Below are 26,655 nucleotides of genomic sequence, written 5' to 3' on the forward strand. Positions count from 1 at the left end.
GGCACGCAGGCACGGCAGGGGCGGCAGGTACGACAGGCCCGGCGCACAGGCCGAATTCAAGTTGTACGCCGTACAGGGAGTGCCCTACGGTGTACAACGCTTACGTCCTATACACCGTAGAACCAACCGGCCGTCAAGGCATCGAGCCGCGCCGGAGACCCAGGAGCCCGCATGACGGCGCCCGCCGCACAGCGACCCGACCTCGCCCCCCAGGGGCACCCGCAGCGCTGGCTGATCCTCGGCGTCATCTGCCTCGCCCAGCTCACCGTGCTGCTCGACAACACCGTCCTCAACGTCGCGATCCCTTCCCTCACCACGGAGCTCGACGCCTCCACCGCCGATGTGCAGTGGATGATCAACGCCTACTCGCTCGTCCAGTCCGGCCTGCTGCTCACCGCCGGCAGCTCCGCCGACCGCTACGGGCGCAAGAAGATGCTGGTCGTGGGCCTCGCCCTGTTCGGCATCGGCTCGCTGGCGGCCGGGCTCGCCCAGTCCTCCGGCCAGCTCATCGCGGCCCGCGCCGGCATGGGGATCGGGGGCGCGCTGCTGATCACCACCACCCTCGCCGTCGTCGTCCAGATCTTCGACGACTCCGAGCGGGTCAAGGCGATCGGCCTCTGGTCGACCGTCAACTCCCTCGGGTTCGCCGCCGGGCCGCTCGTCGGCGGGGTCGTGCTCGACCACTTCTGGTGGGGCGCGATCTTCCTCATCAACATCCCGGTCGCCCTGATCGGCCTGGTCGCCGTCGTCCGACTCGTACCGGAGTTCAAGAATCCGCGCGGGGAGCGGCCCGACCTGCTCGGCGCGCTGCTCTCCACGATCGGGATGACCGCGGTCGTGTTCGCGATCATCTCCGGGCCCGAACACGGCTGGACGTCGGCCCGGGTGCTGTTCACGGCGTTCGTCGGGGTCGCCGTGCTCGCCGGGTTCGTCCTGTGGGAGCTGCACATCCCGCACCCCATGCTCGACATGCACTTCTTCCGGAACCAGAAGTTCATCGGCGCGGTGGCGGGCGCGATCCTGGTCGCGTTCGGCATGGGCGGTTCCCTCTTCCTGCTCACGCAGCACCTTCAGTTCGTCCTCGGCTACGGGCCGTTGGAGGCTGGTCTGCGTACGGCGCCGATGGCGCTCACCGTGGTCGCCCTCAACCTGACCGGGCTGGGCGCCCGCCTCGTCCCGAGGATGGGGACGCCCGCCACCATCGCGGCGGGGATGAGCGCTCTGGCGGCCGGTCTCGCGGCCATCGCGGTGCTCGGCCGTGACGGGTACACCGGGATGCTGTTCGGCCTGGTCGTGATGGGCGTGGGGATCGCCCTCGCGATGCCCGCGATGGCCAACGCCATCATGAGCGCCATCCCGCCGGAGAAGGCCGGTGTGGGCGCGGGGGTCAACGGCACGCTCGCGGAGTTCGGCAACGGGCTCGGGGTCGCGGTGCTCGGCGCGGTCCTGAACATCCGGTTCGCCGCCCTCGTACCGGCCGCCGTCGGCGCGGCGTCGCTGCCCGCCGCTCTGGCCGCCGCCGAAGGGCCGGGGGAGCGCGAGACGATCAAGGACGCCTTCGCCTCGGGCCTGGAGGCCAGCCAACTGGTCGGCGCGGTCGCGGTGCTGGCGGGCGGCCTGCTCGCGGCGCTGCTGCTGCGCCGGGCCGAACGGGTGGAAGCGGCAGGGCACCCGGCCCCGAAGGAGGCGGCTGCGGCGGCCGGAGGCCGGGCAGACTCGACGGGACCGGCGGCATAGCATCGGAGGGGACGCGCGTACCGGACCGTGGACGTCCGGTACGCCGCCCTACCGGCAGGGCAAGTCGGGGCAGGCCGTACCGGCAGGGCAGTCGGGGCCGTACGCCCGCACAGGCCGACCGTACCGGCAGGGCAGGGCCGTATCGGCAGGACCGTACCGGCGGGGGCGGTCCCCGCAAGACGAGGAGAGTGCGCCATGGTGTCCGCGTCCGACCGTGTGACGAACCCCGCGAAGGACCCCGCGAAGGACCCCGCGCGGACCAGCGTGTGGCTCGATCGACGGACCCCCTCGCGCACCCGCAGGACCGAGTCCCCCGCCGGCCTGGACCGCAACCGGATCACCGAGGCGTCGGTACGGCTGCTGGACGCCGAGGGCCTCGCCAAGTTCTCCATGCGCCGGCTCGCCGCCGAGCTGGACGTCACCGCGATGTCCCTCTACTGGTACGTCGACACCAAGGACGACCTCCTGGAGCTGGCGCTCGACGCGGTCTACGCGGAGATCGCCCCCCCGCGGGAGGACGCCGACTGGCGGGAGCGGCTCCGCGACCTGGCCCGCAGCTACCGCGAACTGCTCGTCCGGCACATCTGGATCTCCCCGCTCGCCGGTACCTTCCTCAACATCGGCCCGAACTCTGTGCTGTTCTCGTCCGCCGTCATGGATGTCATCCGCGCCACCGGCCTGCCCCTGGAACGGCAGACGGGCGCGCTCTCGGCGTGCTTCCAGTTCGTGTACGGATTCGGCACCGTCGAGGGCCACTTCAAGGCGCGGTGCGACGCGACCGGGCTCACCCAGGACGAGTACCACCGGCACGCGATGGGCACGATCCGGGCCCAGCCGCACCTGAGGAAGATCGTCGAGTCCTCCGACGACCTGATGGCGGCGCGGGGCGGCGACACGGTCGAGGAGATGCGCGAACGGGACTTCGTCTTCGCGCTGGACCTGCTGATCGCGGGCATCGAGGCGATGTGCGAGCGGGCGGGCGCCCCGACGACGGCTCAGTGACCCGGCTCGTCCTCAGAAGCCACGCCCCCGACAACGGCTCAGTAGCCCTCAACAACGGCTCAGCAGCCTCAACCACGGCTCAGCAGCCCCAACCACTGCTCAGTATCCGCGCCCCGTGTCCACCGCCAGCTCCGGTCGCCGTCCCGCCGCCACGGCTTCCCAGCACGCGGTGAAGTCCCGGGCCACGTCCTCGTCGGCGGTGATCCCCGCGGAGTGCGAGGTGATCACCGTACGGGGCAGCCGCCAGACCGGGTCCGTGGGCGCGGCGGGCTCCTCGGGCAGCACGTCCAGCACCGCCCGCCGCACCCGGCCGTCCCGCAGCGCGGTCTCCAGCGCCCCCATGTCCACCGTCGCGCCCCGGCCCACGTTGACGAACGTCGCCCGCCGCACCGCCGCGAACCGGCCCGTCCCGAAGAAGCCCTGCGTCGCCCCGGTCAACGGCAGGGCGGAGATCACCCACCGGGCGCCCACCAGCTCCCCGGCGTCCTCTTCCGCCCCGATCACCCGGTCGAAGCCCGGCGGGGGCGGCCCGGTCCGCGCGGTGCGGGCCACGCCCACCGTGCGGACGCCACAGCCGCGCAGCAGCCCGGCGACGGCCGCGCCGATGCGCCCGGTTCCGTAGATCAGGGCGGTCTGCCCGGCGACGAGCTCCGTAGGGAGGCGCTCCCAGTGCGCGCGGGCGTGCTGGGCGGTGAACTCGGGGACGGACTGGCACTCGGCGAGCACCCAGCCCAGGACGTACTGGGCGATCCGCTCGCCCATCCGCCCCACGGTCCGGGTCAGCAGCGCTCCGGCGGGCCAGGGTCCTGCGGCGAGCAGCGGGTCCGTACCGGCGTTGACGCTGTGGAACCAGAGCAGCCGGTCGGTACGCAGCCCACCGGGCAGCGCGGCTCCCACGCAGAGGAGGGGCCCGGCGGCCGGCTCCCCGTCCCCCAGGGGCTCGGCGCCCCGGCCGGTGATCCGCTCCAACTCCCGTACGAGAGGGGCGCTCAGCTCGGGAGCGACCAGCAGCCGGGCCCGCGCGAGGAGTTCAGGAGCGGGCACCACCTCTCGCGTCCTCGGCGTCCCCGGCACCGCGCCTGTCACGTGCCCGGTGCCAGGTGGGCCGGGAAGCCGCCGGTCGCGACGGGGCCCCAGCGCTCCGGGGTGACCCGGATGATCGACTTGCCCTGCTTCACCATGGCGGCCCGGTACTCGTCCCAGTCCGGGTGCTCACCGGAGATGTTCCGGAAGTACTCGACGAGCGGCTCGACCGATTCGGGGACGTCGAGCACTTCCGCCGAGCCGTCGATCTGCACCCACGGCCCGTCCCACGCGTCGGAGAGGACGATCACGCTGACCCGCTCGTCGCGCTTGGCGTTGCGGGTCTTGGCGCGTTCCGGGTACGTCGACATGACGATCCGGCCCGAGTCGTCGACCCCGCAGGTCAGCGGGGAGCCCTGGGGGCGGCCGTCGGCCCGGGTGGTGAGCAGGATCGCCCGGTGTCGGGGCCGTACGAACGCCAGCAACTCATCGAGTTCCACGGCGGTGTTGGTCGCGATGTTGGGAGCCATGCCCACCACCCTACGACCGCCCCCGGTCACTGCTGGGGCAGCGCCTCGCCCTGGACCGCCTGGATGTCCAGCTCCACGCGCAGGGTCGTGCCGATCGCGGAGATGCCCGCCTGGACGACCTGGTTGTAGTTCATCGCGAAGTCGTCCCGGCGCAGCTCGGCGGTGGCGTGGAAGGCGGCGCGCACCCCGCCCCACGGGTCGGGCCCGGTGCCGAGGTAGCTGAGGTCCAGGCCGACCGGGCGGGAGACGCCGTGCATGGTCAGCTCGCCGTGGACGCTCCAGCGGTCGGGGCCGGCCGGGGTGAGGCCGGTGGAGCGGTAGGTGATCTCCGGGTACCGGTCCACGTCCAGGAAGTCGGGCGAGCGCAGGTGCTTGTCCCGCATGCCGTTGCCGGTGTCGATGCTCGCCGCGCCGATCACCGCGTCGACCCGGGATCGGGAGACGTCCTCGGCGATCGTGATCCGGCCGCCGAAGTCGGTGAACCGGCCGTGCACGCTGGAGATCCCCAGGTGCTGGGCGACCGCGCCGACCGAGGAGTGGGCCGGGTCCAGGGACCAGGCGCCCGGCGGCGGGAGCTCCACCCCGCCCTGGCGGGCCAGCACGATCTGCCCGCCCTCGATCCGGCCGCGCGCCGTGACGAGGGCGGTGGAGGCGGTGGGGGCGTACCCGACCGCCGTGACGATCACCGTGTACGCGCCGGCCGGCAGGGACCCGTCCGTGCGGACGGCCCCGTCCTCGTCGGCCGCGGCCCGCAGCACCTGGGTGCCGGTCATGTCGGTGACCGTCACGACGGCGTGCTGGACCGCCCAGCCGTCCCGCGTCCGTACCTGTGCGCGAAGTGCCATCCGTATCTCTTCTCCTAGCTCGATGACCCGCGGGCGGTCTGCTCCGCCGCCCCGGGGCACATGAGTCGGGCCCCGGGGCGAACACGGCAGGCCGTCCCCTGCCTGCCGTACCCACCTCCGGGGCCCATTTCCACCTGGTCGCGACAGCCTCTCCGCAAGAAGTGCCGTCCGACCAGGGGTCTTCGCGATCCCTTCACGTGTTCACGCGCATCCCTATAGGTGCACGCGCGCCCGTACTGAAGGGATCAATCCGACGGGTCCGATCCGTCGGGGTCGATCACTCGCCCGGGTGGGCGAGTTCGATGTCGTGCCCGTCGACTCCCGGACCGCTGACGGTGAGGGATCCGGCCACCGGCGGGTAGCCGGTCGCGATGACCGAGTACTCGCCCGCGTCCAGGTCGGCGAAGGCGTACGCGCCGTCCTCGCCGGTCGTCGCGGTGGCGACCACGTTGCCCGCCGCGTCGATCAGCGTGACCCGGGCGTCGGCCAGCGGGGCCCGGGCGGACCCGGCCCGTACGACGCCCTGGACCAGCGCACCGGACCGCAGTGCGGCCTCGACGCGGGTGACGCCCTGGCCGCCGATCTCCACCGGCAGCGCCAGCGGGCGGAACCCGGCCGCGTTGACCGCGACGGTCACGGAGCCCGGGACCAGCTCGCCGAACGCGAACTCCCCGGTCCGGCCGGACGTCCCGGTGGCCAGCACATCGCCGCGTACGTCGGTCACGATGACCATCGCGCCCTCGACCGGCGTACCGGCCTCGGCGGCCCTGACGTTTCCGGCCAGTCCGCTCGTACCGGAGAGCAGGATGTCGAAGGCCAGCGGCTCCTCGCCGACGACCACCGTGGACGCCTGCGGCTGGAAACCGTCGGCGGAGGCGATCAGGACGTAGCTGCCGGAGCCCGGCGCGTCCAGGGTGTACCCGCCGTCGGCCCGGGCGACGGAACGCCCCAGCTGCCGGCCGCCCAGCGAGATCAGTGTGACGGCCGCACGGGCGACCGGAGCCCCTTCGGCGCCGCGCACGACACCCTGTACGGGCGTGCCCTGGACGGTCTCGTACGAGGTGGCGGCATCGGCCGTGTCGATGGAGGTGACCCCGGCCGCGCCCTCGGAGACGAGAGCGGTGGCGCCGACGGCAGCCGGAACGTCCGCTTCCACCGGAGCGGCCACGGGGGCGGTCTCCTGGGTGCCGCTCTGGCTGTCGTTCCCGGCGCTGGTCTTCAGAGCGACCTCCTTGATGAAGAGCGTCACGATGAAGGCGACCAGCGCGCACGGAGCGGCGTACAGGAAGACGTCGCCGACGCCGTGCCCGTACGCGGCCTCCATGACCAGGCGGAACGGCTCGGGCAGCTTGTCCAGGTCGGGGATGCCCCCGCCGCCCGTACCGCCGTGGCCGAGCTTGGCGCCCTCGGGACCGAGGTCGGCGAGGCCCTCCTTGACGTACTGCGTGACGCGGTTGCCGAGGACGGCACCGAGCGCCGAGACGCCGATCGCGCCGCCGAGGGACCGGAAGAAGGTGACGACGGAGCTCGCGGAACCGAGGTCCTCGGGAGCGACCTGGTTCTGCGTCGCGAGGACCAGGTTCTGCATCATCATGCCGATGCCGAGACCCATGACGAACATGTAGACCGCGACGTGCCAGTACTCGGTGTCGTACCGGATCGTGCCGAGCAGCCCGAGCCCCGCGGTGACCAGGAAGCCACCGCTGACCAGCCATGCCTTCCAGCGGCCCGTCTTGGTGATGACCTGACCGGAGATGGTCGAGGAGAGGAAGAGGCCCGTGATCATCGGGATGGTCATGACGCCGGACATCGTCGGCGACTTGCCGCGCGCGAGCTGGAAGTACTGGCTGAAGAAGACCGTGCCCGCGAACATCGCGATGCCGACGAAGAGCGAGGCGATGGACGCCAGGGTGATGGTGCGGTTGCGGAAGAGGCGCAGCGGAATGATCGGTTCCTTGGCCCGCGACTCGGTGAAGACGAAGATCAGGCCGAGCAGGACAGAGCCCGCGACCATGACGTACGTCTGCCACGACAGCCAGTCGTACTTGTCACCCGCGAAGGTCACCCAGACCAGCAGGAGCGAGACGGCGGCGCTGATGAAGAACGCGCCGGTCCAGTCGACCTTGACGCCCTCGCGCTTGACGACCGGGAGCTTCAGGGTCTTCTGGAGCACGATGAGGGCGATGATCGCGAACGGCACACCCACGTAGAAGCACCAGCGCCAGCCCATCCAGCTGGTGTCGGTGATGACACCGCCGAGCAGCGGGCCGCCGACGGTGGCGACGGCGAAGACCGCGCCCAGGTAGCCGCTGTAGCGGCCGCGCTCGCGCGGGGCGATCATCGCGGCCATCACGATCTGCGCGAGGGCGGAGAGACCGCCGACGCCGATGCCCTGGACGACCCGGCAGGCGATGAGCATCCCGCTGCTGGTCGACAGACCGGCGACGACCGATCCCAGAACGTAGATGACGAGGGCTATCTGGACCAGCAGCTTCTTGCTGAACAGGTCCGAGAGCTTGCCCCACAGGGGCGTGGTCGCGGTCATGGCCAGCAGCGAGGCCGTGACGACCCAGGTGTAGGCGCTCTGCCCGCCGCCGAGGTCGGAGATGATCTCGGGGAGGGCGTTGGAAACGACCGTCGACGACAGGATCGCGACGAACATGCCGAGCAGCAGCCCGGTCAGCGCTTCCATGATCTGCCGGTGGGTCATCGGCGTGCCGTCGGGGGCACCGGAGCCGCTGTGGCCCCCGTGCCCTCCGTGCTTGGCGTGGCCGCCCCGCACACCGGTCGGTGTGGTCGTAGCCATTGAGTTCCTTATCCGTGCGTGTTTGCTTCTGTTAAACAGATGTACGGGTGTACGCGTCGTCGCCGAGCCCGTTCCGGCACTCGCCGGAGTGGCTTCCGGGGGCACAGCCACCGGGTCCGCGACAGGCGAAGCTGTCGCGCAGCCGGGACAGCAGCGTGTTGAGCCGGCCGACGTCCTCGTCGGTCCAGTCGGCAAGGTTGCGGGCGAACATCTCGGTGGTCCGCCGCGTCAGCTCGTCGAGCTGCGCGTGACCGCCGGGGGTCAGCCGCAGGATGCGGGACCGCTTGTCCGCCGGGTCGGGGGACCGCTCGATCCAGCCGCGCTCGGCCACATGGGCCACGTGGCGACTGGTCACCGAGAGGTCCACGGCCATCAGCTCGGCGAGTCTGCTGATCCGCATCTCGCCGTGCCGGTCCAGGAGCGTCAGCACGGCGGCGGAGCCACCGGGACACTCGGGGGGCAGTGCGCGGGCAAGTCCCCGCTTGACGGCCCCGACGGCGCTGAGCTGCCGGGCCAGTTCCTCGTACCGACTCCGTGCGGCCACGGGACCCCCCAACGCACTGATGCCTATGTTGTTGCTTAGGGCAACCATAGAAGCCGTTGGTTGCTACAGGCAAACGAAAACGGGCTTGCAGAAGTAAAGGAACGTAAAAGCCTCCGTAGGGTCCCGGTCAAGCCCGATTTCCGTGCGCTCCGCCGCCGCTCGGGAGGGGTGCCGGGTGGCCCGGGGGTTGGGCGGCAGGCCCGAGTTCGCTAGGGTCCTGCCCCATGGCACACAACCCCCACGCCCCTCAGCCGGGCCCCGAGGGCACCCCTGATCCGGCGGGCAGCACCCAGATGTTCCGCGCCTTCGTCGACGAGGGCGAGCCGCAGCGCCGGCAGCAGCCCGCGGCGACCTCTTCCGGGCCGAAGGCCGGGGTGATCGCGATCGTCGTCGCGGTCGTCGTCGTCCTCGGCGCGGTGGCGTGGCTCGCACTGGGCTGACGCACCGACCCACTCGAAGACGTATGACGGCCTGAACGCCCGTGGGGCGGACGGTGGAACCGCGCCCGCGCGGCCACCGCCCGCCCCACGGGCGTTTCCGTACGCATCCGTCGTCGCGCTCGGGGTTCACTCCCACACGGCGGAGACGTCCTGGGTCTCGACGCGCATCCCCAGGGGCACCCGCCAGGACTCCAGGCAGACCGTGTACGTCTGCGACCTCGTCGCGCCTGCCGCTATCGGGGCGGGCAGCGGCTGGCTGGATCTGATGGTCGCCCAGTCGACGCCCAGGGCCCCGATGATGTGCGTGGCGAAGGCGATGGTTCCCGAGCGGGCCGGGGTGCCGCCGGTGTTGCGGAACTCCACGGTGACCTTCTCGCACCACCGCTTGTCCGCCAGCGCGCGTTGCGGGGCGCTGAGCTTCAGCGCGGCGGGTGTGGGGGGAGGAGTGGGTTTGGCGGGGGAAGGAGGGCTGGTCGTGCCGCCTCCGCCTCCGCCGCCGGGCTTGGGGCTGCTGGGGGCCGAGGGCGTGGACCCGCTCCCCGGGGGCTTCGGGGGCTTCGAGGGCCGGTCCGGCTTCGCTCCGGTGCCGGTGGTGGCCCCTGGCCCCGACCCGGGCCCGCCGGGCACCCCCGTACGCTCTCCGCTCGCGCCACCTGCCGGGCCGTCTCCCGAGCTGCCTTCCGGGCCGTCTCCCGGGCCGGAGCCGGCGGGCTGCGCGCCGGGTCCTCCCGTACGCCCGTCGGCTGTGTCGGCGCCGCCGGGGTCTCCGGATGGGGCTCCTGGGCTCCGGCTGCCGCCACGGCCGCCGGCTCCGCCCCCGCTCCCGTCCTCCTCCGCGCCGCCGTCCAACGGGACCAGCGTGACCTTCCCCGACGGCTCCTCGGCCCCGCCCGTGGACCGCTCGGGCCCACTGCCGGCGGCGCCCACCGCCACGTAACCGTCCCCGGGGCCGCCCCCGCAGCCGACGAGGAGACCGCCGCCCAGACACAGCGCGACCGCCGAGGCGGCGATCACGGTGCCCCGGCGGCCGTTGGGACCGAGTGTCCGGCGTGCCTGACGTATCCGACGGGTCTGACGGGGCTGCCGGGTCTGACGCATCTGACGTCGCATCGCGCCAGTGTGTCTGACGCCCCGTCAAATCTGAACCCTCGTGCAAGGGCTCACGACGTGACGGGGCTTCCGGCCGGGCCTCAGTCGGAGATGAGCCCTTCCCTGAGCTGGGCGAGGGTGCGGGTGAGCAGCCGGGAGACGTGCATCTGGGAGATGCCGACCTCCTCGCCGATCTGCGACTGGGTCATGTTGGCGAAGAACCGCAGCATGATGATCTGGCGCTCGCGCGGGGCGAGTTTGGCCAGCAGCGGCTTCAGCGACTCGCGGTACTCGACGCCCTCCAGGGCCGCGTCCTCGTAACCGAGGCGGTCGGCGAGGGAGCCCTCGCCGCCGTCGTCCTCGGGCGAGGGGGAGTCGAGCGAGGAGGCGGTGTACGCGTTGCCGACGGCGAGACCGTCGACCACGTCCTCCTCGGAGACCCCGAGGGCCTTCGCGAGCTCCGGCACGGTCGGGGAGCGGTCGAGCTTCTGGGCCAGCTCGTCGCTGGTCTTCGTCAGCGCGAGCCGCAGCTCCTGGAGGCGCCGGGGCACCCGTACGGACCAGGAGGTGTCGCGGAAGAAGCGTTTGATCTCGCCCACGACGGTCGGCATCGCGAACGTCGGGAACTCCACGCCCCGTTCGCAGTCGAACCGGTCGATCGCCTTGATCAGGCCGATCGTGCCGACCTGGACGATGTCCTCCATCGGTTCGTTACGGCTGCGGAACCGCGCCGCTGCGTAACGCACCAGCGGGAGGTTGAGCTCGATGAGCGTGTCCCGCACATAGGTCCGCTCCGGACTGTCCGTTCCCTCGGGACCCGAAGCGGGGCCGAGCGCGGCGAGCCGCAGGAACAGGGAGCGGGACAGAGTGCGGGTGTCGATGGCTTCCGGCGAGCTGGTGAGCACGGCGGGTGCCGGCACGCTCTTCGTGAGCGTGAGCACCTTCGAGCTGCCCTGTTCTGCGGACATGCCACCCCCTTGAGGTCGCGGACGGTCGCGGTGGCCGCGACCATCGGAGGAACGCAGCCTCCACCTGAATACCGGAGGCGGGGCTGCGGCAAACGCGCTTCGAGCAGAATGTCACATGTCGGCAACACGCTGTAGTGACATGTCGACAAGTTAGCGCTGAATCCGCCCTGGAAACAGGGGGTGTAGGGCTTTTATGCCGTCAGAACCGATCTCTGGAGGGTCTACCCGTTCCGGTTACGCCTCGATCCTGTTTGCGGACCTCAGTCGGGCGAAACTTCTGGCCAGAAGCCTTGACACATGCATCTGGGAGACGCCTAGTTCGGCGCTGATCTGAGACTGGGTCAAGTTGCTGTAGTAGCGCAGGAGAAGGATGCGCTGCTCGCGCTCGGGGAGCTGGACGAGGAGGTGGCGTACGAGGTCACGGTGCTCGACTCCGGCGAGCGCGGGGTCCTCGTAACCGAGCCGGTCGAGCAGCCCCGGCAGCCCGTCGCCCTCCTGAGCGGCTTCCAGTGAGGTCGCGTGGTACGAGCGCCCGGCCTCGATGCAGGCGAGCACCTCGTCCTCGGAGATCTTCAGCCGCTCGGCGATCTCGGCGGTGGTGGGGGAGCGCCCGTGAGCCGTCGTCAGGTCCTCGGTGGCGCCGGTGACCTGGACCCAGAGCTCGTGCAGTCGGCGGGGGACGTGGACGGTGCGCACGTTGTCGCGGAAGTAGCGCTTGATCTCGCCGACGACGGTGGGCATCGCGAACGTGGGGAACTGGACGCCGCGTTCCGGGTCGAAGCGGTCGATGGCGTTGATCAGGCCGATGGTGCCGACCTGGACGACGTCCTCCATCGGCTCGTTGCGGCTGCGGAAGCGGGCGGCGGCGTACCGGACGAGGGGGAGGTTCGCCTCGATGAGGGCGGCCCGGACGCGGCCGTGTTCCGGGGTGCCGGGCTCCAGGTCCTTGAGCTGACCGAAGAGCACCTGGGTGAGGGCCCTGGTGTCCGCCCCGCGGGTTCTGGCGGGCGGGGTGGTGGGGTCCGGGGTCTCGGTCTGGATCTCCTCGGACGGGGCCACCCGAGCGGCCTGGACGGCGGCCGGAGGCGCCGCGGAGGCGGCCGGGGATGGCTGGACGGACTGGGGAGGCACTTGAGGCGCTGTACTGGCCGGCACGGTGACGCCACCCCTTCGCGGTCAACTACGGTCAACTCATCCGTCAAAAGCGGTCATAGCATCACAAGACATGTCCACTGTGTGCAAGCACCGCAAAGTGCCGTGTTGAGGTCATAAAGGTTTAAACAGGACGAAGAAACCCCCCGCCGGAGGGCGAGGGGTCAGGTGGAACCGGTCCCGCGTCTGCGCGCGGGAGGGGATCAGAAGGGATAGTCCGCGATCACCCAAGTGGCGAATTCGCGCCACTGGCCCGCGGCGGCCTGGTGGGCCGGGTGCTCGATGTAGCGCTTGAGGGCGTCCTCGTCGGCGACGGCGGAGTTGATGGCGTAGTCGTACGCGATCGGCCGGTCGGTGATGTTCCAGGCGCACTCCCAGAACTCCAGCTCAGGAACCTGCCCCGCCAGCTCCCGGAAGGCGCGGTCCCCGGCGACGACCCGCGGATCGTCCCGCTCGACGCCTTCGTTCAGCTTGAACAGGACCAGGTGGCGGATCATCGGTACCCCTACTGCTTCGCTACTTCACCAGTTCGGTCATGAAGTCGCCGACGCCCTGAGCGGCGCTGGAAACGCCTTCGAACCCTACCCCTACGAGGTCGGCGGCCCGTTCGGGCGAGGTGATGATCGTGTACAGCACGAAGACCACCACTATGTAGAGCGCGATCTTCCTCGCTTGCGCCACTGCCCTTGCCTCCCCGTAGACCCCGCCTGGACCTTGCCTGGACCTCGCGTGCGATCGGCAGATTGTATCCGCACGTATGGCCGTATCCAGTGGCTGCTCCCGATCACTGATACGCCCTTTAAGGACCTAGGGCCCACCCATCAAGGCCCTTTGCCCGCCGATGCGGCTTCTGCCCCACGGCAGGATGGACTCCGGCCCTCCCGGACCTGGCAGGAACCGGAGGGCCGGAACAGGCCCCTCCGCAGTGTCACCGCCGCGCGACTTCCCCCCGACCGCGGCGGCCGACCAGGAGCCCTGTTCTCATCGGGGGAAGCGGCTTGTCCCCCCGACGCCGCTTCCCCCGACCTGACTCTTCGCGCTGACTTCTCGCGCTGACTTCTCGCGCTGACTTCTCGCGGGTGTACGAAGACCCGTGACGAGATGTCCCGGACGCAGAACACCCCCTTGACCGCGTCTCCGCAGATCAAGGGGGTGTCAGAAGCGGTAGCGGTGGGATTTGAACCCACGGTGACGGGTTACGCCACACTCGCTTTCGAGGCGAGCTCCTTCGGCCGCTCGGACACGCTACCGAGAGAGAGCTTAGACCATCCCGGGGTGTGCACAGAAATCGGTTCTCGGAGGCGGAGCCGTACCTGGTCAGGTGGCGGGGCCGTGCCCGGTCAGAGCGTGCGGAAGAATGCCGTCAGCTGGGTCGCGCAGTCGTCCTCCAGGACGCCGGCGATCACCTCCGGGCGGTGGTTCAGGCGGCGGTCGCGGATGACGTCCCAGAGGGAGCCGGCCGCGCCCGCCTTCTCGTCGCGGGCTCCGTAGACGACCCGGGCCACCCGGGACTGGACCAGGGCGCCCGCGCACATCGTGCAGGGCTCCAGGGTGACCACCAGCGTGCAGCCGGTCAGGCGCCACTCGCCCACCGCCTCGGCCGCCCGGCGCAGGGCCAGGATCTCGGCGTGGGCGGTCGGGTCGCCGGTGGCCTCGCGCTCGTTGTGGGCGGCGGCGAGCTCAGTGCCGTCGGGGCCGAGCACGACGGCGCCGACCGGGACGTCGCCGGCCGACGCCGCCCGCTCGGCCTCGGCCAGGGCGCGGCGCATCGGGGCCTGCCACGGATCGCGTACGGGGTCGGGCTCGGGTACGCGTACGGCATCCGGGACGGGCCGGGGTGAGGGGTCGGGCGGTCGTGCGGTCACCCGCGGACCTTAACGGACGGGGAGGGGAGGGGAGGGGAGGGGAGGGGAGGGGAGGGGAGGGGAGGGGGAGGGGAAGGAGACGGACCGACCCGGTCGGGGCCGGAGACCTCCCGGTCAGTGCCGGACACCTCCTAGCGGACGGCCTCCAGCACCTCGGCCGCTCCCAGCGCGTCGGCGATCTCCGTCAGCGCGTCGGTTCGCAGCGTCAGCAGGTCCTTCTCGGAGACCCCGAAGTCGGCGAGGATGCCCAGCTCGCCGATCGGGCCCGCCGGTACGGCGTCCGGATCGGTGCCGGTATCGGGGTCGGAATCGGTATCGGGATGAGAAGGGGGATGGGCTTGCCGGTCGGCGGCGGTTCCGGCCGGCCCGGCCGGAACGTCCGGGTCGCCGTCCTCCGTGCCGTCGAGGTCGACGAGCTCTTCCAGCGCGGCGATCTCGTCCTCGGCCCCTGGTTCCCGGCCGAGCAGTTCGTCGGTGAGCAGGATCTCCCCGTAGGAGGAGCGGGCGGCGGCGGACGCGTCCGAGACGTAGATACGGGGGTCCTCCTCACCGTCCACCCGGAGGATGCCGAACCAGGCGTCCTCCTGCTCGATGTAGACCAGGACCGTGTCCTCGTCCACCGAGGCCTCCTGGGCCAGATCCGTCAGGTCGGACAGGGTCTCCACATCGTCGAGCTCTGTATCGCTCGCTTCCCACCCGTCTTCGGTGCGCGCGAGCAGTGCGGCGAAGTACACCGTGACTCTCCCACTGGTCATAGGCGAATCGGTCCGACGGGAGGGCAGACGGCGATCCGTCTGTCCTGAGCCCCGCCCAATCGGCATCGTGGCAGAAACAAGCGCCGGGCGAGACCTCTTCGGCCGTTGCGTCGGCCATCAGTTCCAGGAGTGCCTGGTCGGCCGTCTCCCTGACGGACCCGATCAGAGGGGGAGTGCGCCGGTGGTACGGGACGGCTTCACCAACGGAACGTGCGCATCCGCATCTGTTGCCGCATACGGGCGGCACGGGCCCTGCGCGGCTGGACCCGGTCGCGGAGCTGCTTGGCCTCGTGGAGCTCACGGAGGAACTGGGCGCGCCTCCGGCGGCGGGCCGTGTCACTCTCCTGCGCGTCCGCGGCCTCACCCGTCGTGTCGCGCGGTTCGCGCGCGTCGCTCACTGCGCGTGAGACCGGGTTCCGCCGCTGTTCCCCGTCCGCCATCGACACACCACCCCAACGCTGGGTCCGTATGCCCCCACCTTCCCCCCGAACAGGTGGTTGATGCCAGCGCAGAGTGCCGGAAGGCGCGGTTACTGTTGACGCATGCGGATCCACGTCGTCGACCACCCGCTGGTGGCGCACAAACTGACCACGCTGCGCGACAAGCGCACCGACTCCCCGACCTTCCGGCGCCTCGCCGACGAGCTGGTCACCCTTCTCGCCTACGAGGCCACCCGGGATGTGCGTACCGAGCAGGTCGACATCGAGACCCCGGTGACGCCCACGACGGGGGTCAAGCTGTCGCACCCCCGTCCCCTCGTCGTCCCGATCCTGCGCGCCGGTCTCGGCATGCTGGACGGCATGGTGCGCCTGCTGCCCACCGCCGAAGTGGGCTTCCTCGGCATGATCCGCAACGAGGAGACGCTCCAGGCGGAGACGTACGCGACCCGGATGCCCGAGGACCTCTCCGGCCGCCAGGTCTACGTCCTCGACCCGATGCTGGCCACCGGCGGCACCCTCGTCGCGGCCATCCGCGAGCTGATCAAGCGCGGCGCCGACGACGTCACCGCCGTCGTGCTCCTCGCGGCGCCCGAGGGCGTCGAGGTGATGGAGCGCGAGCTGGCGGGCGCCCCCGTCACCGTCGTCACCGCCTCCGTCGACGAGCGGCTCAACGAGAACGGCTACATCGTGCCGGGCCTCGGCGACGCCGGTGACCGGATGTACGGGACTGCGGACTAGCCGACCGGACGGTCACGGTCGACCGGGACGGTCGCAGCCTGCCGGACGGTCGCAGGAACGGTTCAGGAACAGGACGGTGCCCCTCCCGCTCGTACGTTGCGGGAGGGGCACCGGTGCGTCTGCGTCCGTGGTGCGGGCCGCTCAGCCGCTCTTCGTCGTCGAGCAGGAGTCGGACGGGGCCGGGGAGGGCTTCGTGAGCGCCGTCATGGCGGCGGTCGCCTCCGCCGGGGTGCTGAACGCCTTGAACTTCGCGCCGAGGATCAGATCGACCTCCGCCGTCTTGCGGGTGTCGGTCTTCTGCACCGTGCCCGGCAGCTGCGTGCCCAGCACGGTGAAGCTGCCGTCCGCCGCGGTCGGGGCGCCGAGCAGCACTCCGGGGCCGGGGACCTTCTTGTCGTACTCCTTCGGGGCGTTGCCCACCTCCCCGATGGTGAACCCGCGCTTCTTCAGCTCCTCCGCGGCGGTCTTGGCGAGCCCGCTGCGCGTCGTCGCGTTGTAGACGTTGACCTTGATGCCGGCCGGCTTGGGCAGCGCCTTGGCGGGTGCCACCGCCTTCGGCGTGGGGCAGTCGCGGCTGTGACCGGCCGCGCTGGCGCTCTTGTCGCCGCCCGTGAAGACGTCGATGAGCTGCAGTGTTCCCCAGCCGGCCAGGCCGAGGGCCACCACGGCCGAGACGCCCGCGAGGACGATTCTGCGGCGGTGCCGGGGGCGGCGCATGCGGGGATAGGTGTCGCCCGTGATGCGGTACTTTCCGCCCATGCCGGGGGGAGTGAGCATGCTCATGGAGGCAGCGTAGTGCGACCCGGTGATGATGCGTACTAAATGATCAACGTATGGCACCCGGATGAGCACGAAAGCACCCGAAAGGCCCGAATTCGCGTGCGGTCGTCATGGGGGTGGTAAGGCGTCGTGGGAGGGGTGCGCGGGGCGTGCCTCTGGTGTGGCGGTCTCAGCCCAGGTCGAGGACGCGCGCGTGCAGCACCTGACGCTGCTGGAGCGCGGCCCGGACCGCCCGGTGCAGCCCGTCCTCCAGGTACAGATCGCCCTGCCACTTCACGACGTGGGCGAACAGGTCGCCGTAGAACGTGGAGTCCTCGGCGAGGAGGGTCTCCAGGTCCAGCTGGCCCTTGGTGGTCACGAGCTGGTCCAGGCGAACCGGACGCGGCGCGACATCCGCCCACTGCCGGGTGGATTCCCGGCCGTGGTCGGGGTATGGCTTCCCATTTCCGATGCGCTTGAAGATCACACGGAAAGCCTACCGGGCAAGGGGCTCCGGGCGCAGCCAGGGAACCCCACCGCGGTGCCCCGGCAAAGGACGTAGAGCGCCGCATAGCGCTGGATACCGGGACAGGGGTTCGCTCGTACGAGTGGGGCACGCCGCAGGCGGGGTGGTGTCCGACCTTCGGGTGGTGCCCGACGTTCGCCTGCGGTGGGCGGTGGGCGGTGGGCGGTGGGCGGTGGGCGGTGGGCCGTGTGCCGTGTGCCGTGGGCGGCACCTCGGCATCGGCTTCCTGCCCGTGAACCTTTTCCCTTACTCAGGCGTCTGACCTCCCGACGTACAGCTGTGTCGATCACCCCGGGAGGGCGCGTGGCAAGGAAGGACCGGACGGCGGACGCGGCGGGGGAGAAGGCCCGCGAGAAGTGGATGGCGCGCTTCCAGGTGCGGCTGGCCATGCAGCCGGGCGTGGACCGGGCCGTGGTGCTCCAGGCGGTCAAGGAAGTCACCACGCACTGCGCGGATACGGGAGAGAGCCCGCAGACCGCTTACGGAGACCCGGACGCCCATGCCGTGCGGACCGCCGAGCGGCTGGTGCCGGCGGACGTCGCTGAGCGCGCGAAGCGGCACGGTGCCGCGGTGGACAGGCTCGGCTCCGCGCTGAAGAGGGCGCGGGACATCACCGGTCTGTGAGGTCCGTGACCTGTTGAAGCGATGTCCGCCGTTCGGCAGGCACCGGGCAGGGTCCGGTCCTGGACCACGACGGCCCCGCAGGAGATTGCTCCTGCGGGGCCGCGCTGTGCCCTACTTCAGGGCATGGGCCCTGCTCCAGGACACGGGCCCTAGTCCAGGGCATGGGCCCTAGTCCATGACGCAGGCCCTACTCCGTGACCTCGTGGCCGTGGCCGTCGTGCAGACCGCCGCCGCCGCCCGGCGTGCCGGTGCTGGGGGCCGGGGTCACCGGACGGGTCAGCGAGCGCAGGTCGTGGGCGTACGTGCCGACGGCGTTGGCGATCACGTCGATGTTGACGTCGAAGTGCCGCATGTCGATGTTGTCCAGGTCGTCGCAGGCCGCGTGGTAGCACGGGTCGTAGGCCACGCCCGCCTGCCCGCCGTAGGTCTTGGCCTGGGCCGCCGTCTTGAAGCCCTCGGCGCCCGTGAACGTACCGCCGGAGGGGATGCCGACCTCGATGAACGGGCCGTAGTCCGAGCGGCCGGAGAAGTCCGTGCCCTCGTGCTTCTTGCGCTTGCCGTCGAGGAACTTGTTTATGTCGCGCTCCAGTTGGGCGGAGCCCTCCGGGCCGGGGCCCGCGCCGACGCCGTCGGAGTCGTCGCCGTCGTAGACGAACTGGACGCCGTTGGGCGAGGCGATCATGTCGAAGTTCAGGTAGAGCTTGATCTGCTGGCGCTGCTTCTCGGAGAGCCCGGCGACGTACGCCTCCGAGCCGAGCAGGCCGTTCTCCTCGGCCGACCACCAGGCGAACCGGACCTTGTTGGCGGGCTTGCTCTTCGACTTGGCGAGTTCCAGGGCCACTTCGAGCAGTCCGGCGGAGCCCGAGCCGTTGTCGTTGATGCCGGGGCCCTCGGTGACGGAGTCGAGGTGGGCGCCGAGCACCACGGTCTTCGCGGCGTTGCCGCCGCGCGTCTCGGCTATGACGTTGCGGGTGGTGCGCTCCTCCTGGAGCTGGCGGATCTCGAAGGAGACCGTGACCTCGCCGGCGGCCAGGTCGGCGACGAGTTCCGCGCCCTCCTCCTGGGTGACGCCGCCGGTGGGGATCCTGCCGGCCGTGGCGTCGCCGAGCGTGCCGGACAGGAGGCCCTCGGTGTTGTTGTAGATGACCGCTCCGGCCGCTCCGGCCGTCGCTGCCGCCGCCTGCTTGTCGGCGAAGGGGCAGCCGCCGCGCTTGATCAGCGCGATCTTGCCGGTGAAGTTGGCGGAGGCGTAGTCGGACGCCTCGCAGCCGGACGTGTCGTCGACGGGGACGGCGACGAGTCCCGCCGTCAGGCCGCCCACCCTGGTCGACGGAGTGAAGGTCATCGCCTTGATCGTCACATCGCGGGACGTCGGCGACACCACGGCGAGCTTTTCGGCCAGGGTCTCCGTGTAATCGAAGCGGAAGCTCTCGTAGGAGACCTGGTACCCGGCCCGCTGGAGCTGCCGGTAGACGTACGCCGCCGAGGCGTCGTGGCCGAGCGATCCCGCCGCGCGGTGACCGCCGGCCGAGTCGGCTATCGCCTGGAACTGCTGGAGATGACGGTAGGCGTCACGCGCGGACGCGTTCTTCACCAGCTCCCGGGACAGCTTGGCCGCCTCTTTCGAGGGGCCGGACCCGTGCGAGTGCCCGTGGTGCGGGGCGGCGCCCAGGAGGAGCGGCGTGGCCAGAGCGGTGGCGGCCACAACTGCCATGGCTCTGCGACGTGTTGCGTGCACAAGAGTCCTTCCGGTCAAGACGTTCTGGACGTGTGAACGAATGTGCTGCGAAAGCTAGCGAGTGGGGTGGCCCCTGGGAACAGCAGTGGCTGCTTTTGATCGTTTCCGCCGACTGTTCTGTCCGGCTGTGCGCTGAGCTGTGCATTCCGGTCACCCCTTGGAGGGGCCCTTGGCCGCTTTCGCCGTCGTGGCCGTCGTGGTCGTCTTGGCTGCCTTCGCTGCTTTCGCCGCCGCCTTTGCCTCCTGCTTGTACGCGCGCACCTCCGCGAGCGACTCCGGCCCGGTGATGTCGGCGACCGACCGGCGCGACCCGTCCTCGCCGTACGCCCCCGCCGCCGCCCGCCACCCCGCGGGACGTACGCCGAACTGCTTGCCGAGCAGCGCCAGGAAGATCTGGGCCTTCTGGGCGCCGAAACCCGGCAGGGCGTTCAGCCGTCGCAGCAGCTCCTCCCCGGTACCGGCGTCCCGCCACACCGCGCTCGCGTCCCCCTCGTACTCGGCCACCAGGTACTGGCACAGCTGCTGGACCCGCTGGGCCATGGAGCCCGGGTAGCGGTGGAGGGCCGGTTTGGTGGTGAAGAGGGAGGTGAAGGCATCGGGGTCGTAGGCGGCGATCTTCCCCGCGTCCAGATCGTCCGAACCCATCCGCTCCGCCAGCGTGTACGGGCCCGTGAACGCCCACTCCATCGGGACCTGTTGGTCCAGCAGCATGCCGACGAGGGCGGCCAGAGGGCTGCGGGCGAGGAGTTCGTCGGCCTCCGGCTGCTGCGCGATCCGCAGAGTGAGGCCGTCCTCGCCGGTGCTGCCGACCTTGCTGGTGTGGCCGACCTTGCTGGTGTTGCCGTCCTTGCTGGTGCTGTCCCTGCCGTTGTCACTCTTGGTCATACTTTCGATGATCCCGAGGCCGGGCGCCGACGGCGACTCCAGCCGCGCCGATGGCCCCTCAGGCTTCGGCCGAAGGGGGTAGCGCAGCGCGTCCGGGGTATCGCTGTGGGTGTCTCTGCGCCGGTACGGCCTGCTTACGGGCGCAACCGGGCCGCCCGACTGCCGTGCCCGTTACGGGTCCAACCGCTCCGCCCGCGCCCGCAGGTACCGGGCCTCGGGTTCGCTGAGTGTGCCGTCGGCGGCCGCGCGGTAGGCGGTCCGGGCGGCCTCCCGCTCCCCGGCGCGCTCCAGGAGATGGGCGCGTACGGCGTCGAGCCGGTAGTGACCCGCCGAGGGTTCCGCGCGGGCGCCCGCGCCGGAGTGCTCAGCCGTCGGCCCGGCCAGCGAGTCGACCGCCGCGAGCCCCGCCCGCGGCCCGTGCACCATGGCCACCGTGACCGCGCGGCCCAGGGCGGCGGCGGGGTCGGGGGTGCGGCGCACGAGGAGCTCGTACAGGGCGAGGATCTGCGGCCAGTCGGTGTCCTCGGCGCGCCCGGCCTCGTCGTGCAGGGCGGCGATGGCGGCCTGGAGCTGGTAGTCCCCGGCCGGTCCCTGGGTGAGCGCCTCCTCGGCGAGCGCGGTGCCCTCCGCGATGGCCGTACGGTCCCAGAGGGCGCGGTCCTGTTCGTCGAGCGGGATCAACTCACCGTCCCGCCCGGTGCGCGCCGGAGTGCGCGCCTCGGTGAGGACCATGAGCGCCAGCAGCCCGGTCACGCGCCCTTCGTGGGGCAGGAGCCGGCGTACGGAACGGGTCAGCCGGATCGCCTCGCGGGCCAGGTCGGTGCGGTGCAGTTCGGGGCCTGCGGTGGCGGTGTACCCCTCGTTGAAGATCAGGTAGAGGACCTGGAGGACGGCCGCAAGACGCCGGTCGCGGTCCTCCGGCTCCGGCCGCCGGAACTCCGTACCGCGCACCGCCCGCTTGGCCCGGCTGATCCGCTGCGCCATCGTCGCCTCCGGCACCAGATGGGCGCGGGCGATCTCCGCCGTGGTGAGCCCGCCGACCGCGCGCAGGGTGAGCGCGATCTGGGCGGCGGGGGAGAGCACGGGGTGGCAGCAGAGGAAGAGCAGGGTGAGCGTGTCGTCCTCGGAGGGCGCCCGGCCCCCCAGCTCGGAGGGGCCTTCCCCGGGCGGTGGGGCGACGAACGCGTCCGCCGGGGTGAGGGCCGCCGCGGTCTCCTCCCGCCGCCGGCGCGCGGTGTCGCTGCGCAGTCGGTCGGTGAGGCGGCGGGACGCGACCCGGATCAGCCAGCCGCGCGGGTTCTCCGGAACTCCGTCCTCCGGCCACTGCCCGGCCGCCGCGATCAGGGCCTCCTGGACGGCGTCCTCGGCCGGGTCGAAGTGCCCGTAACGGCGGACGAGCGCGCCGAGGACCTGCGGCGCGTGCAGGCGCAGCAGGTCCTCGATGTCGTCGTCGGTCGTACGGTCCGCCTTCGGTGGTTGCTCCAGGTCGAACTATTGCTCCTGGTCGAACTAGTCGATGCCGCCACCGATGGTCCGGATGAGCACCGGGTACTCGGGCGCCCCGGCCGGCTGCGGACAGCGTGCCACGCGGGCGGCGATCTCGGTCACCCTCTCCAGGCTCTCGCATTCGAGGACCCAGAACCCGGCGAGCAGCTCCTTCGTCTCGCTGTACGGCCCGTCCGACACCACCGGCCGCCCCTCGGCGTCGACGCTCACGGCCCGCCCCTGCGCGGGCTCCGTGAGCCCGTACCCGGTCACCAGCTCGCCCGACTCGGCGAGGTCATCGTTGATGCTGCCCATGTAGGCGAACATCTCCTGCATGGCCTTCTCGTCCCAGGCCGGACTGTCGGGAGACCCCTTGCCGGCCTGCGCCTCGTAGTCCGTCTGGCTGCCCTGGACCATCACCAGATACTTCATGACCGTCGCCTCCTGGCGGTAGCTCTTCGTTTCCTCGGTTCTCCGCTTACACAGGGGACGTCGGGGCCGGTCCGAGGTTCTCGACACGACGCGCGGTTCTTTTCGGGATTCACCCGCCGGCGTCGGGATTCACCCGCTGGAGGGGTCGGAACGGGACGTTCAGTAAAGTTCGGCAGCGTTGCGTCCACCCGCCTCCTCCGCAGCTGAACGAGGTCCCGACCGTGTCTGCCACCCCTCCCGCTCCTCCCGTGCACCCCGTCTCCGTCGTGGGGATCGGCGCGGACGGCTGGTCCGGGCTGTCCGGCGCGGCGCGGGCGGCGCTGCGGGAGGCGGAGGTGCTGATCGGCGGGGCGCGTCAGCTGGACCTGCTCCCGCCGGAGTGCGCGGGCGTACGGGTGGGCTGGCCGTCGCCGCTGCGCCCCGGCGTACCCCGGCTCCTGGCCGAGCACCGGGAGCGCCGGATCGCGGTGCTGGCGAGCGGGGACCCGATGTTCTACGGGATCGGGCGCGCGCTCGCGGAGGAGCTGGGCCCGGAGTCGCTGCACGTGCTCCCGCACCCGTCCTCGGTCTCGTACGCCTGCGCGCGGATCGGCTGGCCCCTGGAGGACACGGAGGTCGTGACGCTGGTGGGCCGCCCGGCGGCACGGCTGGCCGTCTCCCTCCACGAGGGCCGGAGGCTGCTGGTCCTGAGCGCGGACGCGACGACGCCCGCGACGGTGGCGGCCCTGCTCACGGCCCACGGCTTCGGCCCGAGCCGCATGCGCGTCCTGGAACAGCTGGGCAGCGAGGCGGAGGCGTACGTGGACGGCGTCGCGGAGAGCTGGGCGCACGCGCCCGGAGACCGCCTGAACGTCATCGCGATCGACTGCCGGGCGTCGCAGGACGCGCTGCGCCTCGGGGCCGTACCGGGCCTGCCGGACGAGGCGTACGAGCACGACGGCCAGCTCACCAAGCGCCACATCAGGGCGGCCACGCTCGGGGCGTTGGCGCCCGCGCCCGGAGAGCTGCTGTGGGACGTGGGCGGCGGCTCGGGCTCGATCGCGATCGAGTGGATGCGGACACACGTTTCCTGCCGGGCGGTGAGCGTGGAGAGGGACCCGGTGCGGGCCGAGCGGATCGTGAGGAACGCGGACCGCCTGGGAGTCCCGGGCCTGCGGGTCGTCACGGGCCCGGCCCCCTCGTCCCTGTCCGAACTGGACGTGCCGGACGCGGTGTTCATCGGCGGCGGCCTGACGGCACCGGGCCTGCTGGACGCGTGCTGGGAGGCGCTGAGGCCGGGGGGCCGACTGGTCGCGAACACGGTGACGCTGGAGTCGGAGGCGCTGCTGGGCGAGTGGTACCGGGCGTACGGCGGCGAGCTGACCCGGCTCGCGGTCGCGCACGCGGTCCCGGTGGGCGGGTTCACGGGCTGGCGCCAGGCGATGCCGGTGACGCAATGGTCGGTACGCAAATCCCCATCCCCATCCCCCTCCGCAGTCCCATCCCCAGCCCGAGTCCCAGTCCCAGGAGATCGAACATGACGGTGTACTTCATCGGCGCGGGCCCCGGCGCGGCCGACCTGATCACGGTGCGCGGCGCGCGCCTGCTCGCCGCCAGCCCGGTCTGCCTGTACGCGGGCAGCCTGGTCCCGGTGGAGCTGCTGGCGGAGTGCCCGGAGGACGCCCGCCTGATCGACACGGCGAACCTGGACATCGAGCAGATCACCGAGGAGCTCGTACGGGCCGACGCAGACGGCCACGACGTGGCGCGGCTGCACTCGGGCGACCCGTCGGTGTTCAGCGCGGTGAACGAGCAGATGAAGCGCCTGGACGAGGCGGGAGTCCCGTACGAAGTCGTCCCAGGCGTCCCCGCGTTCGCGGCGGCGGCCGCGGCCCTGAAGCGCGAACTGACGGTCCCGACGGTCGGCCAGACGGTGATCCTGACCCGCATCGCGCAACGAGCCACGGCGATGCCGGAAGGCGAGGACCTGGCCACGCTGGGCCGCAGCGGCGCCCTGATCGTGCTGCACCTGGCGGCCCGGTACGTGGACCGGGTGGTGGAGGAGCTGCTGCCGCACTACGGAGCGGACTGCCCGGCGGCGGTGGTGGCGATGGCGTCACGCCCGGACGAGATCGTGTTGCGGGGGACGCTGGACTCGATCGCGGACCAGGTGAAGGCCGCCGGGGTGGTCAGGACGGCGGTCATCATGGTGGGGCGGACGCTGGGGGCGGAGCAGTTCCGGGACAGCCACCTGTATGCGGTGGGGCGGGAGCGGGGCGGGTGCTGACGCCCTGAGTGGGGCTCCAGCCCACTCGGAAAGAGACACCGGCCCACGAACGCCTGCTCAGATCCCCTCCCCCTCACCCTGCTCCTGCTCCTGCTCCTGCGGCGGAGCTTCGCGGACCACGCTGGTCATCGGGCCGAGGGTGCGCCACCCCAGGAACTCGTACAGCGCCCGGCCATCAACCGTCCCGGCCAGCACAGCAGATGAGGAGCCCGAGGCAACAGCGGCGTTCTCCAGCGTCCGCATGACGAGGCTGCCGAGGCCCCTGCGACGGTGGGCCGACGAAGTCTCGATCTGGTCGAAGACGGCGGTGCGCCCAGGGCCGGGCAGAGCGATCTGACCACGGGCAGCGAACGCACCGTCCTCCGTCACCACGAGCACCCGCGTGACCCCGCCCCGCGCCCAAGTGCGCACCTGGTAGCCGTCGGGGGCCACTGCGGCGTTCGTGCGCAGCGGTGTCGACATCAGGAAACCGTCGTCAGCGAGGCGCCAGCCGGGCGCTGCCCACGAGGCGACGGTCTGCGGCGGCAAGAAGATCTTGAGCCAGGTGCCCGGGATGGTGACCGTCTCCGTCAGTTTGCGGACCAGTGACTCCTCAGCATCCGTCAGCACGTGCCGGGTGACGTGGCCGCTCAGCCCGACGTCGATGGTGAAGCCCCAGGGCTCGGACACCGGCGGCGCGGCTCCGCGTGAGACGACCCAGCCTTCCACCCATGAACGTACGGCTTCGGCGTCCATTGCGGATCCCTCCGTAATAGGTACAGAACGCAAATGCACATTACGCGGGAAGTCTTACGGTCATATGGCGATCTCCTCACCCGGCTGTGTCCACTGGGAACCCCGGGTCCCATTCGCCGCCTGTGAGGCAGGTCTGCCGCGTAGGGGTGAATAGGGCGGGACCTCCGTACCGATCACTATGAGCGGGCCAGGATGTCGGCTGTGACCTCAACTTCCCGGGCCACCGGGCCTGATCACTGGCAGCACTACGGAGCTTCCTCGCGCGGACGCCGCTCCCTCAGCCGCCTCCACTGGGACTGGTACCAGCGGATCGGACCTGGGGCCGAACTGCTGGGGGACCTCACCGGTCGTACGGTCGCGGAGCTGGGCGCCGGAGCCGGCCACCAGGCTGCTTATGTAGCAGCCGAGTTGAAAGCGGCGCGCGTCATCGCGGTCGACAGCTCCACCGCGCAGCACAGCCGTGGCCGTGACCTCTACGAAGATGTGCCCGGCCTGGACTTCGTCCACGATGACGCTGCCGCATACCTCCGGGACCACCCATCCAGTCTGGACGTCGTCTACAGCATCTTCGGCGCACTCGACTTCAGCGACCCACAGACCTTGCTCCCGTCCGCCGCGGTGGCCTTCCGCCCCGGCGGCACCCTGGTGTTCTCGACACTCGCCCACTACCGAACGGGCGCGCCACCCGAGACGGAGTGCCGCCCCGCCGACATCCCGACCCGCATGCCTGACGGCCGCCTCGGCACGATGCAGCGGTGGGTCCTGGGGGCGTCGGTGTGGAAGGAGTTGTTGGACGAGCACGGGTTCGACGTCATGCATGGCGATACGGTCCACGACCCGGGGCGAGACGGCGAGGCGCCGGTGAGCACGACCCTTCTCCGAGCGAGGAAGAAGCGAGGGTCCGGGGCTCCTCACCTGCTCAGCCACGAGGTTCCTGACTAAGGGGCGAGGCCTGCGGGAGGCAACGGGCTGGCTGCTGATGGAAAGCCGCACGAGCGTGCTCTTGGCGACCAATAGCGGAGATCGTTGTCGGTGACAGCGAAGGTGCTGGGAGAGCTTGAGCCTTCTGCTAGCCACCGGCGTGCTGTTACAGGTTTCTCTACCTCATTCAAGGCACCCGGCTGCGCTCCGCTCCGCCGGGCGCGCTTCCCGGCTCTGGCTGCGCCCGCGCTCCTGCCTTCGGCCCGCTCGGCGCTGCCGCCGACGCGCGCCCGCAGTGGATAGGCCCGAGGGGCATGAGACGAGAACCAAGCCCGCGGCTTCACGACGAT

The 26,655-nt window shown here is 71.3% G+C and carries 28 protein-coding genes and 1 tRNA gene; 8 read left to right on the forward strand and 21 right to left on the reverse strand.

The window, feature by feature from the left end; all coding sequences use genetic code 11:
* Positions 1-171 precede the first annotated feature (171 nt).
* Together IE264_RS08220 and IE264_RS08225 are read left to right on the forward strand one after the other, a co-directional pair.
* A complete protein-coding gene (locus IE264_RS08220; RefSeq protein ID WP_032760229.1) occupies positions 172-1,737 on the forward strand; it encodes an MFS transporter in 1,566 nt (521 codons plus the stop codon).
* A gap of 195 nt (positions 1,738-1,932) precedes the next feature.
* Positions 1,933-2,739: a TetR/AcrR family transcriptional regulator gene (locus tag IE264_RS08225; protein WP_051822042.1), complete on the forward strand. Its 807-nt coding sequence runs from the start codon at positions 1,933-1,935 to the stop codon at positions 2,737-2,739.
* A 99-nt stretch (positions 2,740-2,838) separates the two neighbouring features.
* On the opposite strand, the gene IE264_RS08230 is transcribed toward IE264_RS08225, so the two are convergent.
* From IE264_RS08230 to IE264_RS08250, 5 genes are all read right to left on the reverse strand, one after another.
* Complete coding sequence (locus tag IE264_RS08230) at positions 2,839-3,786, reverse strand: NAD(P)-dependent oxidoreductase (RefSeq protein ID WP_032760228.1); 948 nt, start codon at positions 3,784-3,786, stop codon at positions 2,839-2,841.
* A 35-nt stretch (positions 3,787-3,821) separates the two neighbouring features.
* Positions 3,822-4,292: a PPOX class F420-dependent oxidoreductase gene (locus IE264_RS08235; protein WP_032760227.1), complete on the reverse strand. Its 471-nt coding sequence runs from the start codon at positions 4,290-4,292 to the stop codon at positions 3,822-3,824.
* 26 nt (positions 4,293-4,318) lie between these two features.
* Positions 4,319-5,137 (reverse strand): YceI family protein, encoded by an 819-nt coding sequence (locus tag IE264_RS08240; protein ID WP_032760226.1) that lies wholly within the window; start codon positions 5,135-5,137, stop codon positions 4,319-4,321.
* 277 nt (positions 5,138-5,414) lie between these two features.
* Positions 5,415-7,847: an MFS transporter gene (locus IE264_RS08245; protein ID WP_459565680.1), complete on the reverse strand. Its 2,433-nt coding sequence runs from the start codon at positions 7,845-7,847 to the stop codon at positions 5,415-5,417.
* A gap of 127 nt (positions 7,848-7,974) precedes the next feature.
* The gene (locus IE264_RS08250; RefSeq protein WP_015610036.1) at positions 7,975-8,487 is read right to left on the reverse strand and encodes a MarR family winged helix-turn-helix transcriptional regulator; all 513 of its coding nucleotides are present in this window, start codon (positions 8,485-8,487) and stop codon (positions 7,975-7,977) included.
* Positions 8,488-8,711: 224 nt separating this feature from the next.
* On the opposite strand from IE264_RS08250, the gene IE264_RS08255 reads away from it, so the two are divergent.
* On the forward strand, positions 8,712-8,927 hold the full coding sequence (locus IE264_RS08255; protein ID WP_015610037.1) for a hypothetical protein: 216 nt from the start codon (positions 8,712-8,714) through the stop codon (positions 8,925-8,927).
* A 126-nt stretch (positions 8,928-9,053) separates the two neighbouring features.
* Here the strand turns inward: IE264_RS08255 and IE264_RS08260 are convergent, their stop codons facing one another.
* The 9 genes from IE264_RS08260 to IE264_RS08300 form a co-directional block, all read right to left on the reverse strand.
* Positions 9,054-10,037 carry a hypothetical protein gene (locus IE264_RS08260; protein ID WP_229887441.1) on the reverse strand — a complete coding sequence of 328 codons (984 nt, stop codon included), beginning with the start codon at positions 10,035-10,037 and terminating at the stop codon, positions 9,054-9,056.
* An 80-nt stretch (positions 10,038-10,117) separates the two neighbouring features.
* Entirely contained in the window at positions 10,118-10,984 is an 867-nt protein-coding gene (locus IE264_RS08265) for an RNA polymerase sigma factor SigF (protein ID WP_015610039.1), read from the reverse strand.
* A gap of 234 nt (positions 10,985-11,218) precedes the next feature.
* Positions 11,219-12,115 carry an RNA polymerase sigma factor SigF gene (locus IE264_RS08270; RefSeq protein ID WP_373301908.1) on the reverse strand — a complete coding sequence of 299 codons (897 nt, stop codon included), beginning with the start codon at positions 12,113-12,115 and terminating at the stop codon, positions 11,219-11,221.
* A 224-nt stretch (positions 12,116-12,339) separates the two neighbouring features.
* Positions 12,340-12,633: a Dabb family protein gene (locus IE264_RS08275; RefSeq protein ID WP_015610041.1), complete on the reverse strand. Its 294-nt coding sequence runs from the start codon at positions 12,631-12,633 to the stop codon at positions 12,340-12,342.
* Positions 12,634-12,652: 19 nt separating this feature from the next.
* Positions 12,653-12,817, reverse strand: a complete 165-nt coding sequence (locus IE264_RS08280) for a hypothetical protein (protein WP_015610042.1) — start codon at positions 12,815-12,817, stop codon at positions 12,653-12,655.
* Between the two features lie 481 nt (positions 12,818-13,298).
* Positions 13,299-13,386, reverse strand: a tRNA-Ser gene (locus IE264_RS08285).
* Between the two features lie 90 nt (positions 13,387-13,476).
* Positions 13,477-13,905: a tRNA adenosine(34) deaminase TadA gene (gene tadA / locus IE264_RS08290; RefSeq protein WP_015610063.1), complete on the reverse strand. Its 429-nt coding sequence runs from the start codon at positions 13,903-13,905 to the stop codon at positions 13,477-13,479.
* Positions 13,906-14,132: 227 nt separating this feature from the next.
* Positions 14,133-14,735 (reverse strand): tRNA adenosine deaminase-associated protein, encoded by a 603-nt coding sequence (locus IE264_RS08295; protein WP_032760221.1) that lies wholly within the window; start codon positions 14,733-14,735, stop codon positions 14,133-14,135.
* A 218-nt stretch (positions 14,736-14,953) separates the two neighbouring features.
* Positions 14,954-15,196, reverse strand: coding sequence for a hypothetical protein (locus IE264_RS08300; protein ID WP_032760279.1), 243 nt, complete (start codon positions 15,194-15,196; stop codon positions 14,954-14,956).
* Between the two features lie 102 nt (positions 15,197-15,298).
* Between IE264_RS08300 and upp the strand changes: the two genes are divergently transcribed.
* Entirely contained in the window at positions 15,299-15,934 is a 636-nt protein-coding gene (upp, locus tag IE264_RS08305; protein ID WP_015610066.1) for a uracil phosphoribosyltransferase, read from the forward strand.
* Positions 15,935-16,075: 141 nt separating this feature from the next.
* On the opposite strand, the gene IE264_RS08310 is transcribed toward upp, so the two are convergent.
* Positions 16,076-16,693: a LytR C-terminal domain-containing protein gene (locus tag IE264_RS08310; RefSeq protein ID WP_032760219.1), complete on the reverse strand. Its 618-nt coding sequence runs from the start codon at positions 16,691-16,693 to the stop codon at positions 16,076-16,078.
* A gap of 190 nt (positions 16,694-16,883) precedes the next feature.
* Positions 16,884-17,180 carry a type II toxin-antitoxin system VapB family antitoxin gene (locus IE264_RS08315; protein ID WP_003967677.1) on the reverse strand — a complete coding sequence of 99 codons (297 nt, stop codon included), beginning with the start codon at positions 17,178-17,180 and terminating at the stop codon, positions 16,884-16,886.
* Between the two features lie 342 nt (positions 17,181-17,522).
* Here IE264_RS08315 and IE264_RS08320 point away from each other — a divergent pair, with 342 nt between their 5' ends.
* Entirely contained in the window at positions 17,523-17,843 is a 321-nt protein-coding gene (locus tag IE264_RS08320) for a hypothetical protein (RefSeq protein WP_032760217.1), read from the forward strand.
* Between the two features lie 187 nt (positions 17,844-18,030).
* Here IE264_RS08320 and IE264_RS08325 read toward each other — a convergent pair whose 3' ends face one another.
* The 4 genes from IE264_RS08325 to IE264_RS08340 all read right to left on the reverse strand — a co-directional run bounded on the left by IE264_RS08325 (position 18,031) and on the right by IE264_RS08340 (position 22,383).
* Positions 18,031-19,557 carry a M28 family metallopeptidase gene (locus IE264_RS08325; protein ID WP_032760215.1) on the reverse strand — a complete coding sequence of 509 codons (1,527 nt, stop codon included), beginning with the start codon at positions 19,555-19,557 and terminating at the stop codon, positions 18,031-18,033.
* 174 nt (positions 19,558-19,731) lie between these two features.
* Positions 19,732-20,466 carry an HhH-GPD-type base excision DNA repair protein gene (locus IE264_RS08330; RefSeq protein ID WP_229887443.1) on the reverse strand — a complete coding sequence of 245 codons (735 nt, stop codon included), beginning with the start codon at positions 20,464-20,466 and terminating at the stop codon, positions 19,732-19,734.
* 171 nt (positions 20,467-20,637) lie between these two features.
* Positions 20,638-21,951: an RNA polymerase sigma factor gene (locus IE264_RS08335; RefSeq protein WP_032760213.1), complete on the reverse strand. Its 1,314-nt coding sequence runs from the start codon at positions 21,949-21,951 to the stop codon at positions 20,638-20,640.
* A gap of 24 nt (positions 21,952-21,975) precedes the next feature.
* Entirely contained in the window at positions 21,976-22,383 is a 408-nt protein-coding gene (locus tag IE264_RS08340) for a YciI family protein (protein ID WP_015610072.1), read from the reverse strand.
* A gap of 221 nt (positions 22,384-22,604) precedes the next feature.
* Between IE264_RS08340 and IE264_RS08345 the strand changes: the two genes are divergently transcribed.
* Both IE264_RS08345 and cobM read left to right on the forward strand, forming a co-directional pair.
* Complete coding sequence (locus tag IE264_RS08345; RefSeq protein WP_032760211.1) at positions 22,605-23,903, forward strand: bifunctional cobalt-precorrin-7 (C(5))-methyltransferase/cobalt-precorrin-6B (C(15))-methyltransferase; 1,299 nt, start codon at positions 22,605-22,607, stop codon at positions 23,901-23,903.
* Entirely contained in the window at positions 23,900-24,649 is a 750-nt protein-coding gene (cobM, locus tag IE264_RS08350) for a precorrin-4 C(11)-methyltransferase (protein WP_032760209.1), read from the forward strand. Before IE264_RS08345 ends, cobM begins: the two co-directional genes overlap by 4 nt.
* A 57-nt stretch (positions 24,650-24,706) precedes the next feature.
* On the opposite strand, the gene IE264_RS08355 is transcribed toward cobM, so the two are convergent.
* Positions 24,707-25,384, reverse strand: coding sequence for a GNAT family N-acetyltransferase (locus tag IE264_RS08355; RefSeq protein WP_051822041.1), 678 nt, complete (start codon positions 25,382-25,384; stop codon positions 24,707-24,709).
* 201 nt (positions 25,385-25,585) lie between these two features.
* On the opposite strand from IE264_RS08355, the gene IE264_RS08360 reads away from it, so the two are divergent.
* Positions 25,586-26,326, forward strand: a complete 741-nt coding sequence (locus IE264_RS08360) for a class I SAM-dependent methyltransferase (RefSeq protein ID WP_032760205.1) — start codon at positions 25,586-25,588, stop codon at positions 26,324-26,326.
* Positions 26,327-26,655 lie beyond the last annotated feature (329 nt).

The sequence above is a fragment of the Streptomyces microflavus genome, from assembly GCF_014650075.1.
In the GTDB taxonomy this organism is placed as follows: Bacteria; Actinomycetota; Actinomycetes; order Streptomycetales; family Streptomycetaceae; genus Streptomyces; species Streptomyces microflavus.

What these genes read in the sequence shown, in the direction of transcription:
- IE264_RS08220 (WP_032760229.1), top strand. Translation starts at nt 172, where the DNA reads ATGACGGCGCCCGCCGCACAGCGACCCGACCTCGCCCCCCAGGGGCAC.
- IE264_RS08225 (WP_051822042.1), top strand. Translation starts at nt 1,933, where the DNA reads ATGGTGTCCGCGTCCGACCGTGTGACGAACCCCGCGAAGGACCCCGCG.
- IE264_RS08235 (WP_032760227.1), bottom strand. Translation starts at nt 4,292, where the DNA reads ATGGCTCCCAACATCGCGACCAACACCGCCGTGGAACTCGATGAGTTG.
- IE264_RS08240 (WP_032760226.1), bottom strand. Translation starts at nt 5,137, where the DNA reads ATGGCACTTCGCGCACAGGTACGGACGCGGGACGGCTGGGCGGTCCAG.
- IE264_RS08245 (WP_459565680.1), bottom strand. Translation starts at nt 7,847, where the DNA reads ATGACCCACCGGCAGATCATGGAAGCGCTGACCGGGCTGCTGCTCGGC.
- IE264_RS08255 (WP_015610037.1), top strand. Translation starts at nt 8,712, where the DNA reads ATGGCACACAACCCCCACGCCCCTCAGCCGGGCCCCGAGGGCACCCCT.
- IE264_RS08260 (WP_229887441.1), bottom strand. Translation starts at nt 10,037, where the DNA reads ATGCGACGTCAGATGCGTCAGACCCGGCAGCCCCGTCAGACCCGTCGG.
- IE264_RS08265 (WP_015610039.1), bottom strand. Translation starts at nt 10,984, where the DNA reads ATGTCCGCAGAACAGGGCAGCTCGAAGGTGCTCACGCTCACGAAGAGC.
- IE264_RS08275 (WP_015610041.1), bottom strand. Translation starts at nt 12,633, where the DNA reads ATGATCCGCCACCTGGTCCTGTTCAAGCTGAACGAAGGCGTCGAGCGG.
- tadA (WP_015610063.1), bottom strand. Translation starts at nt 13,905, where the DNA reads ATGCGCCGCGCCCTGGCCGAGGCCGAGCGGGCGGCGTCGGCCGGCGAC.
- IE264_RS08300 (WP_032760279.1), bottom strand. Translation starts at nt 15,196, where the DNA reads ATGGCGGACGGGGAACAGCGGCGGAACCCGGTCTCACGCGCAGTGAGC.
- upp (WP_015610066.1), top strand. Translation starts at nt 15,299, where the DNA reads ATGCGGATCCACGTCGTCGACCACCCGCTGGTGGCGCACAAACTGACC.
- IE264_RS08310 (WP_032760219.1), bottom strand. Translation starts at nt 16,693, where the DNA reads ATGGGCGGAAAGTACCGCATCACGGGCGACACCTATCCCCGCATGCGC.
- IE264_RS08325 (WP_032760215.1), bottom strand. Translation starts at nt 19,557, where the DNA reads ATGGCAGTTGTGGCCGCCACCGCTCTGGCCACGCCGCTCCTCCTGGGC.
- IE264_RS08330 (WP_229887443.1), bottom strand. Translation starts at nt 20,466, where the DNA reads ATGACCAAGAGTGACAACGGCAGGGACAGCACCAGCAAGGACGGCAAC.
- IE264_RS08340 (WP_015610072.1), bottom strand. Translation starts at nt 22,383, where the DNA reads ATGAAGTATCTGGTGATGGTCCAGGGCAGCCAGACGGACTACGAGGCG.
- cobM (WP_032760209.1), top strand. Translation starts at nt 23,900, where the DNA reads ATGACGGTGTACTTCATCGGCGCGGGCCCCGGCGCGGCCGACCTGATC.
- IE264_RS08355 (WP_051822041.1), bottom strand. Translation starts at nt 25,384, where the DNA reads ATGGACGCCGAAGCCGTACGTTCATGGGTGGAAGGCTGGGTCGTCTCA.